Annotated in this window: 9 protein-coding genes and 1 pseudogene; 3 read left to right on the top strand and 7 right to left on the bottom strand. The window is 69.4% G+C overall.

The window, feature by feature from the left end; all coding sequences use genetic code 11:
* The 6 genes and pseudogenes from ACT4N8_RS02710 to ACT4N8_RS02685 form a co-directional block, all read right to left on the bottom strand.
* Positions 1-463, bottom strand: a pseudogene (locus tag ACT4N8_RS02710) (ATP-grasp domain-containing protein); the annotation flags it as partial.
* Entirely contained in the window at positions 460-1,380 is a 921-nt protein-coding gene (cysK, locus tag ACT4N8_RS02705) for a cysteine synthase A (protein WP_444856599.1), read from the bottom strand. The gene cysK and the pseudogene ACT4N8_RS02710, both read right to left, overlap by 4 nt.
* Positions 1,377-2,714 (bottom strand): MFS transporter, encoded by a 1,338-nt coding sequence (locus ACT4N8_RS02700; protein ID WP_444856598.1) that lies wholly within the window; start codon positions 2,712-2,714, stop codon positions 1,377-1,379. Before ACT4N8_RS02700 ends, cysK begins: the two co-directional genes overlap by 4 nt.
* A 96-nt stretch (positions 2,715-2,810) precedes the next feature.
* Positions 2,811-3,974 (bottom strand): aspartyl/asparaginyl beta-hydroxylase domain-containing protein, encoded by a 1,164-nt coding sequence (locus tag ACT4N8_RS02695; RefSeq protein ID WP_444856597.1) that lies wholly within the window; start codon positions 3,972-3,974, stop codon positions 2,811-2,813.
* Between the two features lie 20 nt (positions 3,975-3,994).
* Positions 3,995-4,651 (bottom strand): L,D-transpeptidase family protein, encoded by a 657-nt coding sequence (locus tag ACT4N8_RS02690; protein WP_444856596.1) that lies wholly within the window; start codon positions 4,649-4,651, stop codon positions 3,995-3,997.
* Positions 4,652-4,743: 92 nt separating this feature from the next.
* Positions 4,744-5,460: an MBL fold metallo-hydrolase gene (locus ACT4N8_RS02685; RefSeq protein WP_444856595.1), complete on the bottom strand. Its 717-nt coding sequence runs from the start codon at positions 5,458-5,460 to the stop codon at positions 4,744-4,746.
* A gap of 162 nt (positions 5,461-5,622) precedes the next feature.
* Here ACT4N8_RS02685 and ACT4N8_RS02680 point away from each other — a divergent pair, with 162 nt between their 5' ends.
* From ACT4N8_RS02680 to ACT4N8_RS02670, 3 genes are all read left to right on the top strand, one after another.
* Positions 5,623-6,636, top strand: a complete 1,014-nt coding sequence (locus ACT4N8_RS02680; RefSeq protein WP_444856594.1) for a hypothetical protein — start codon at positions 5,623-5,625, stop codon at positions 6,634-6,636.
* A 28-nt stretch (positions 6,637-6,664) separates the two neighbouring features.
* The gene (locus tag ACT4N8_RS02675) at positions 6,665-7,255 is read left to right on the top strand and encodes a fasciclin domain-containing protein (RefSeq protein ID WP_444856593.1); all 591 of its coding nucleotides are present in this window, start codon (positions 6,665-6,667) and stop codon (positions 7,253-7,255) included.
* Between the two features lie 88 nt (positions 7,256-7,343).
* Positions 7,344-7,712 (top strand): c-type cytochrome, encoded by a 369-nt coding sequence (locus tag ACT4N8_RS02670; RefSeq protein WP_444856592.1) that lies wholly within the window; start codon positions 7,344-7,346, stop codon positions 7,710-7,712.
* A 15-nt stretch (positions 7,713-7,727) separates the two neighbouring features.
* Here ACT4N8_RS02670 and ACT4N8_RS02665 read toward each other — a convergent pair.
* Positions 7,728-8,425 (bottom strand): TrmH family RNA methyltransferase (locus ACT4N8_RS02665; RefSeq protein WP_444856591.1); only part of this gene is annotated, 698 nt, incomplete at its 5' end.

The raw sequence follows: 8,425 nt of genomic DNA, 5'->3' as shown, positions 1-8,425 counted from the left end.
CGCCGGGGGACCAGCGGATCGTCTGCCAGGCCGAGGCGGAAACCTGCGGCTTGGCGATCAGCCGGTCGGTGCCGAAGGCCTCGGCCGCGTCGTGCAGGGCCGCTTCGTCGAGCCGCTCGGCGTAGCGCGTCGGCACGACCGGGGCGCCGCGGGCGGCGAGGCGGCCGAGATAGGTCTTGTCCGCGTTCCAGCGCAGCACCTCGGGCGGGTTCCAGAGATTGACGCCTTCCGCCTCCCAGCGATCGACCGCCGCGCGCCATTCGTCGCCGGCGCGGTGATAGCCCCAGGCGAGCAGCGGCATGACCAGATCGAAGGCGGCGAGATCGTCCGCCGCGACCCAGCTGCGTGTCTCGACGGTCATGCCGGCGCGCTCCAGCGGCGCGGCGTTTTCCGCCACGACCTCGCGCCAGCGCGTCGAAAAGCCTTCGTCCGCCGGATCCGGCGACAGGATCGCGATCCTCATGCCTCGGGCAGGAACTCCGGCACCGAGAGATAGCGTTCGCCGGTGTCGTAGTTGAAGCCGAGGATGCGCTTGCCCGGGCCGAGCTCGGCCAGCTTCTGGCGGATCGCGTCGAGCGTCGCGCCCGAGCTGATCCCGACCAGCACGCCCTCCTCGCGCGCGGCGCGCCGGGCCATCTCCTTGGCGTCGTTGGGTGCGACCTGGATGATCCCGTCGAGCCGGCTCGTGTCCATGATCGCGGGAATGAAGCCGGCGCCGATGCCCTTGATCGGGTGTGGGCCGGGATCGCCGCCGGAAAGGACCGGGGAGAGGGTCGGCTCGACCGCGAAGACCTGAAGGCTTGGCCATTCGGCTTTCAGCACCTCCGCGCAGGCGGTGATGTGGCCGCCCGTGCCGACTCCGGTGACCAGCACGTCGATGGGGGAATCGGCGAAGTCGTTCAGAATCTCGCGCGCGGTCGTGCGGCGGTGGACTTCCAGATTGGCCGGATTCTCGAATTGCTGCGGCATCCAGCTTCCCGGCGTCGAGGCGATCAGCTCCTCGGCGCGGGCGATGGCGCCCTTCATGCCTTTCTCCTTCGGGGTGAGATCGAAGCTCGCGCCGTAGGCGAGCATCAGGCGGCGGCGCTCCAGGCTCATGCTCTCAGGCATGACGAGGACGAGGCTGTAGCCCTTGACCGCGGCGACCATGGCGAGGCCGATGCCGGTATTGCCGCTGGTCGGTTCGATGATCGTGCCGCCGGGCTTGAGCTTGCCCGAGGCTTCGGCGTCCTCGATCATGGCGAGGGCGATCCGGTCCTTGATCGAGGCGCCGGGATTGACGCGCTCCTGCTTGATCCAGACCTCGGCGTCTCCGAACAGGCGGTTGATCCGCACGTGCGGGGTGTTGCCGATCGTTTCCAGGATGTTGGCGGCTTTCATGGGCTCGTTCCTTTCGCTGGCTGAGGAGAGAGGCCCGCGGCGGCGGCGGGCAATTCGGTGAGCGGCTGGTCCTTGCCGGAGCTGTCGGCGAGGACGAGGTCGTCGGGCGGGACGAAGCGGTCGGCTTTGCGGAGCGCGGGGAAGGCCCAGGCGCAGAGACCGGTCACCGCGACGGCGAGCGCGCCGCCGCCGACCACGGCGACGACGGGGCCGAACGCCGCCCCGGCGAGGCCGGCGCGGAACTCGCCGAGCTCGTTCGAGGCGGAGATGAACAGGCCCGAGACGGCGGAGACGCGGCCGCGCATCGCATCCGGCGTGTGGAGCTGGATCAGGGAGGAGCGGACGTAGACACTGATCATGTCGGCCGCGCCGAGCACGAACAGGCTGGCGAGCGACAGCCACATCCAGCGGCTCTCGCCGAAGACGATCGTCGCCACGCCGAACAAGGCGACGCACCAGAACATGGTCGCGCCGACGCGGCGCTTCAGCGGATGGCGGGCGAGGATGAAGGCGGTCAGCGCCGCGCCCACCGCGGGTGCGGCCCGGAGCGCGCCGAGGCCTTCCGAGCCGACATGGAGGATGTCGCGCGCATAGACGGGGAGCATCGCGGTCGCTCCGCCGAGCAGGACGGCGAAGAGATCGAGCGTGATCGCGCCCAGCACGATCCTGTTCTTGCGGACATAAACGAGGCCTTCAATCACTGCGCGCAAGGGCCGCGACGCGCCGGCATTGCCCTTCGGAATCGGGCGGATCAGCAGCATCGCGCCGAGCGAGACGCCGTAGAGGATCGCCGAGGCTTCGTAGGGCAGGCTGATCGAGAGCGCATAGGCGCCGCCGCCGAGCAATGGTCCGAGCACCGCGCCGGTCTGCCAGGCGATCGAGTTCAGGGCGATCGCGCTGGGGAGCAGCTCGGCGGGGACGAGATTGGGCGCGGTCGAGGCCAAGGCGGGTCCGGCGAAGGCGCGGCCGATGCCGAGGATCACGGCGACGGCAAACAAGGGGAGGAGCGACATGGCGTCGAACCAGATCAGGGCGGCGAGCCCCGCCGCGCAGAGCATTTCGGCGGCGAGGCAGAAGCGGACGATCCAGCGCCGGTCCACCCGGTCGGCGACATAGCCGGCGACGAGCACGAGCAGGAACAGGGGCAGGAACTGGGCGAGCCCGACCATGCCGAGCCAGAAGCTCGCCTCGCGGATCGTCATCGTCTCGCGGGCGATGTCGTAGACGTGGATGCCGATCACGACGACGAGCATGGTGTTGGCGATCGTGCTCGCCAGTCGCGCCAGCCAGAAGGCCCGATAATCGCGATACCGGAAAGGCGAGGCGCTCGACATCGCTCGCCAGTTAGGCCGCTGGCGCGGAGCCTTCAACGCGAAGCTTGGCGAAAGCGCCGTTCTTCCAATCCGGCGGGCGCAGGGAGAACAAACTTGTCACGCGTCGGGCCCGTCGCCGGACGGGTAAAGGTCCACGGTCTCGAACAGGGTGGTGAGCTCGGCGCGCTCCGCCTCGCCGATTTCGGGCCGCCAGATTTCGAAGAGCAGGACGATGCGGGTGCTTGTCGCCCGGTTCCACGCCTCGTGCTCGAAGCTGTCGTCGAAGATCAGGGCCTCGCCCTCGCGCCATTCTCGCGTCTCGCCGCCGACGCGTAGCGCGCAGCCCTCGGGCGCGATCAGCGGGACGTGGCAGATCAGGCGGGTGTTAAGCATGCCGTGATGCGGCGCGATGTGCGTGCCGGGCTTGAGCAGCGAATAGAGCGCCATCGGCGAGCGGCCCTTGATCACGGGAATCGGTGCCCCCTCGAGCGCCGCCATCGTCGCCGGGCAGCGCTCGGCATGACCCGCGACCGGCGCCCCGTTCTGCCAGAGATACCAGGCGCCCCAGCTCGGATCGTTGAGCAGCTGATTGTTGGGCGCCGGGCGGCCGGGCGTGGCGGCGACATAGGGATCGAATTCCCGCTCGTCGGCGATCACGGCCCGGAGCTCCTCGCGCATCGCCGGAAAGGCGCCCTCGACCGCCGGCAGCCAGTCAAACTCGCCGCGCTCGTAGAATTGGCGCTGCGGCAGGCCCGGGAAGTAGAACATGCTGGGCTGCTGCAGATAGAGCTGCGTCTTGCCGAGCAGCAGATTGAGCGCCTGGCCGACGCGGGGCGAAGCCGCGGCGGGGGAGAGGCCCGCCTCGTCGAGCTTCTCCTGGAGATGCGCTTCGTAGCGCTGCTGGGCTTCCGCGACGAACGCCTGCGCGCGGTTGAGCAAGGGATGGAGCGCCTGTGGCACCTGCGGCTGCACCGAGGCCTGGTTGAGCGCGGTGCGGAAGAAGAGACCGGCGACGCGCTCGTCGCCAAGGCGAGCCTTCAATTCGCCCATCGCCAGCAAGGCGGGAAGATCGCGCTTGTCGGCGTCGAGCTGGCGCTGCAGCGCGGCCTCCTCGCCGGCGGCGTCGCCGAGCAGGTTGCAGGCGCGGGCGACGCCGAGCCAGGGCGGGGTGCCGCCTTCCTCGGCGATCGCCTCGAAGGCGGCGCGGGCGGCGGCGGCGTCGCCGCGGCGAAGCGCGTCGATCCCCGTGCGGGTCAGCGTGTCGGCGCGGGCCTGGTCCATGCGCCTCGGGTAGAAGAGGCTCAGGCGGCTGTCGAGGCTCTGGAGCTGTCGATCACGGTCACGGGATCGCCGAGCCGCGCCTGCGCGAAGAGCAGGGCGGCGAACTCGTCGGGGACACCGATGCAGCCCCGGCTCGCCCAGCCGTAGCGGACGTTGGAGCCGTGAATCGCGACGCCGTCGTTGGTGAGGCGGAGCATCCAGGGCATGATCGCGTCGTAGAGGTTGGAGACGTGATCTTCGTCCTTCTCGATGATCGGGAAGGTGCCCAAGGGAGTCGGCTGCTCGTCGGTGCCGTAGAGAATGACCGCGCGGCCGATCTCGTGATTGCCGCGAAAGACGAACAGGGTCTGGCGGCCGAGATCGACGAGGATGCGAACCCGCCCCGGCGGCACGCCCGAATCGTCCCAGGCATAGTCGCCGTGGCGCAGCGGGCGGTCGAGATTGAGGTGGCGGATCGCCGGGCCGCCCGGGCCCGGAGGCGCCGAGCGCTGCGCCTGCACCGGCGCGGGGGTGGCGGGCGAGGCTTTCGCGGGGGCCGGCGCGCGGCTCTCGGAGGCGGCGAGGCGGGTCACCTGCCAGGCGAAGGCGAGCGCGAGGAGGACGATGAGGCCTTTAACCGCGAAAGCCAGCCCGGCCGGGACGCGGAAGCCTGCGAGCGTGGGTCCGGTCTGTGCCATGGCCCGAACCTACGGATTTCCGGCCCTCTGGCCAGCGCCGATTTCGGCCTGTCCCCGGGCGGGACGGCGGGGGCGCAAACCTTTCGCCGCCCTCAGGCAAGGGAGGCGGCGAGTGCGCGGACCATCGCGCCGCCGTCGCCGCGCCAGGCGCTTCCGTGCATGCAGGCGAGGGTCTCGGGCCGAGTCGCCGCCATCTTCTCGAGCACCGCGCCGGTGTTCGGCCCGTGCGCGTAATAATCCATCGCGAGGCGGAACTCCTCGCTTGGAGTCAGGATGTCGTCCTCCACCAGCGGCTTCGCGCCCGTGCCGGGCTGGGTGAAGAGGTCGCCGCAAAACAGGGTGCGGCCGGTCTCCTCGTAGAGATAGCCGCAATCCCAGCCGTGGGGCACGTGCGGCGCGTCGATCCAGCGGACAATGCGACCGCCAAGATCGAGCGTCTCGCCGTCGGCGAGCGCGCGCGGCGGACGGTCGGCGAGGTCGGCGGCGATCATCCCCGCGACCGTGCCGCAGAGCGGCGTCGCCTCGGGCGCCACCTCCAGCCAGAGGTTGAGCGACCCCGATTCGTCGGCCTCGACATGGGAGAAGGCGATGTGGCGCAGCCGCTCGACCGGCATCACCGTCGCCACCGCCTCGCGGACGAGCGGAAAGAGCGCGCGCATACCGGTGTGGAAGAGCAGGGGCTCGTCGGCGACGAGCAGATATTGGTTGAACGAGAATTGCTCCCCAGGAATCTCGACCGGCGTGTTGATCCGATAGACGCCCTCGGCGACCTCGGCGATGTTGGTGCCGCTGGCGGCATTGGTGATCATCTTTTCCTCCTTCGCGGGCTCGCCGCCGCATGATGAGTCGGAGCCGGAACGATAAGCCGGATTCGATCAAATCGACATTTCAGGGGACGAATCCGCCCCGGCCCCGGGCGGAACAATGTGCGCGCCCCCGCCGTTGCCGACGCGAGTTGATGGAGATCGTTTATGCGTAACCTGATGTTGCTGGCGGGCGCGGCGGCGATCGCGCTCGCGGCGCCGCTCCACGCGCAGGGGCAGGGGCGCGGCCAGGGTGGCCACGGCAAGGGCCATGACGTCGAGCAGCGCGACCGCGGCGAAGGCAAAGGCCAGGCCGCCAATCGCGGACGCGCCGCCGAGCGCGGCGAGCGCGCGGCGCGGCCGGATCGCGGCTCGCGCGGTCGGGAAGCGCGCGCCGAGCGTGGCAATCGCGGCCAGGGCAATGCCGACCGCCGGGCGGAGCGCGGAGAGGAGCGCAATGTGCGCCGGGTCGAACGCCGCGCCGAGCAAGACGTGCGCAGGGCCGAGCGTGAGGTTCGCCGCGGAGAGCGCCGCGCCGAGCGCAGGATCGAACGGCGCGCGGTGCGCGTCGCCAACCCCGCCGAGATCGTGCGGCTGCGTACCGCGCCGAATCGCGGCTTCGTGCGCGGCTGCCCGCCGGGGCTGGCGCGGCAGAACGCCGCCTGCCTGCCGCCCGGGCAGCTGCGCCGGCTGCAGGCCGAGCGCAGCTGGTATGCGAACTGGTGGCCGCGCTATCGCGGCGACGAGTATCGCTACTGGAACGGCAGCCTCTACCGGCTCGAGCCGACGGGGATCGTCGCCGGCTTCATCCCGCTGGCGGGCGGCGCGCTCTGGCTGAACAATGTCTGGCCGGCCGACTACGCCTATGATCCGGTGCCGGATTATTACCGCGACTATTACGGCTGGGACGACCCTTATGATTATCGCTACGCCGACGGGCTGGTCTACGGGCTCGATCCCGAGACCCAGATGATCCAGCAATTGGTCGGCCTGCTCGCCGGCGACGATTGGTCGATCGGCCAGGCGATGCCGGCGGGCTACGACGTCTACAACGTGCCCTACGCCTATCGCGACCAATATTACGACACGCCGGACGAGTGGTACCGCTACAGCGACGGCTACCTTTATCAGGTCGATCCGACCACCCAGCTCGTCCGAGCCGTGATCCAGTTGCTCGCCTGAGCGATCCGGGCATGACAGGAGAACAGAGATGACTCTCTCGCGTTGGGGCGCCGCCGTCGCGGCGGCCGCGGCCCTGCTCGCCGGCGGCTGCGATACGGGCGGCGAGGCGAACAATGCGGCCGAAGCGAACGGCGCCGCGGCCGCGGTCGAGCCGGGCAGCGGGACGGTTGCCGTGGCGATCGAGGCGGACGGCGATCTCGGGCGGATCGAGGAGATCGCGCGCAATGCGGGGCTGCTGGAGCTGCTCGGCGGCACCGGGCCGTACACCCTGTTCGCGCCCGACGATTCCGCCTTCGCCGCGCTCGGCGAGGGCCGCGCCGAGGAGCTGAAGGGCGAGGCGCTGCGGCCGCAGGCAGTGGCGCTGCTGCGGGCGCATATCGTCCCCGGCGTCGTCTCCCGCCGCGATCTCGAGGCGGCGCTGGCGCGCGGCGGCACGGAACCGGTCGAGATGCGGACGATGGCGGGCGGCATGCTGACCTTCACCCGCGAGGGCGACGCGATCCTTGTCGCCGGCGCGAACGGCGCCCGCGCCCGGCTGGTCGAGGAGACTTTGGTCTCGAACGGCGCGGTGCAGCGGGTCGACGCCTTGCTGGTGCCGGCCCAGGCGCCGGAAGGCTGAGGCGGCGCGAGGCGACTAGGGGTTTTTCCGCATTACGCGCGTGCGGCAGTCGTCTCATTCTCCGACAGCCAACGACGGGAGGTCGGAGATGAGATTGAAGCCGCTTCACCTGCTCTGCGTCGCGCTGCCGCTGGCGGCGTGTCAGAGCGTCCCGTCGGCCGCCCCGGCCGGGGGCGCGTCGGCCACCGCGCTGCCGGGCCAGGCGTTCGCCGAGGCGTCGTGCAACGGTTGCCATGCGGTCGGCCGCTACGGCTCGTCCTCGAACCCGAACGCGCCGCCGTTCCCGGCAATCGCCAACCAGGAGGGCCTGACCGCAGAGACGCTCTCCACCTGGCTGCGCGGCGCGCACAATTATCCGTCGGAAATGGATTTCTACCTGGGCGAGCGGCAGGTCGACGACCTTGTCGCTTACATGCTTACGCTGCGTGACCCGAACTACCGGCGGCGGCCGGATTGACGATGCGCTCCGCGCCTAGGTTTTAGGCGGGATGACGGTCGGCAACGGGACTGCGCGCTCACCCCGTCGCTTTCGCAACCGGTACCTGCTCTGATATTCGCGGCGCTGCTTCGCCACCTCGTACAAGACGATGCCCGAGCTTGTGCCGAGGTTCAGGCTTTCGATCATGCCGAACATCGGGATGCTGACGCACATCTCGCTTCGCTCGACCGCGCGATCGCTGGTCCCCATCGCCTCGCTGCCGAACCAGACCGCGAGCTTGTGATGAAGCGTGAAGTCGCCTTCGTGGAGAAAAATGCAGGTCTTGCCCTTCACATGAGGCGAGGTGACGATCGACCTGAAGCTATTTTTTTCGAGGTAGTCGAGACAGTCATCCGTGCTGTCGAAGCGCTTGACGAATGTCCATTTCACGGCCGAGACAGAGGTTTTCGACACGCCTTTCGCCTCGCGCAGCTCCTGCCAATCGTCAGGAAGTGCATGGTGGGGGTCGACGACGTAGACCTTCTCGACACCCAAGGCGTTCACGTTGCGGATCACCGTGCCGATGTTCTTCACGTCGGTAGGGTTTTCGAGCACCGCGATCAGATTCTTGCAGCGGAACGGCTTGATTTCGTCGGCGCGCCTGCGGACGGACGGCTTCGATCCTGCTTTTTCCTCCATGTCACGCTCCAAGTCGCTCACCCCACACTCACAAAGCTGTCCAGCACGCGCTT

This window comes from Sphingosinicella sp. (genome assembly GCF_052387495.1).
In the GTDB taxonomy this organism is placed as follows: domain Bacteria; phylum Pseudomonadota; class Alphaproteobacteria; order Sphingomonadales; family Sphingomonadaceae; genus Allosphingosinicella.
The sequence above is the reverse complement of the archived record's forward strand: the minus strand, read 5'-3'. Positions and strand labels throughout refer to the sequence as shown.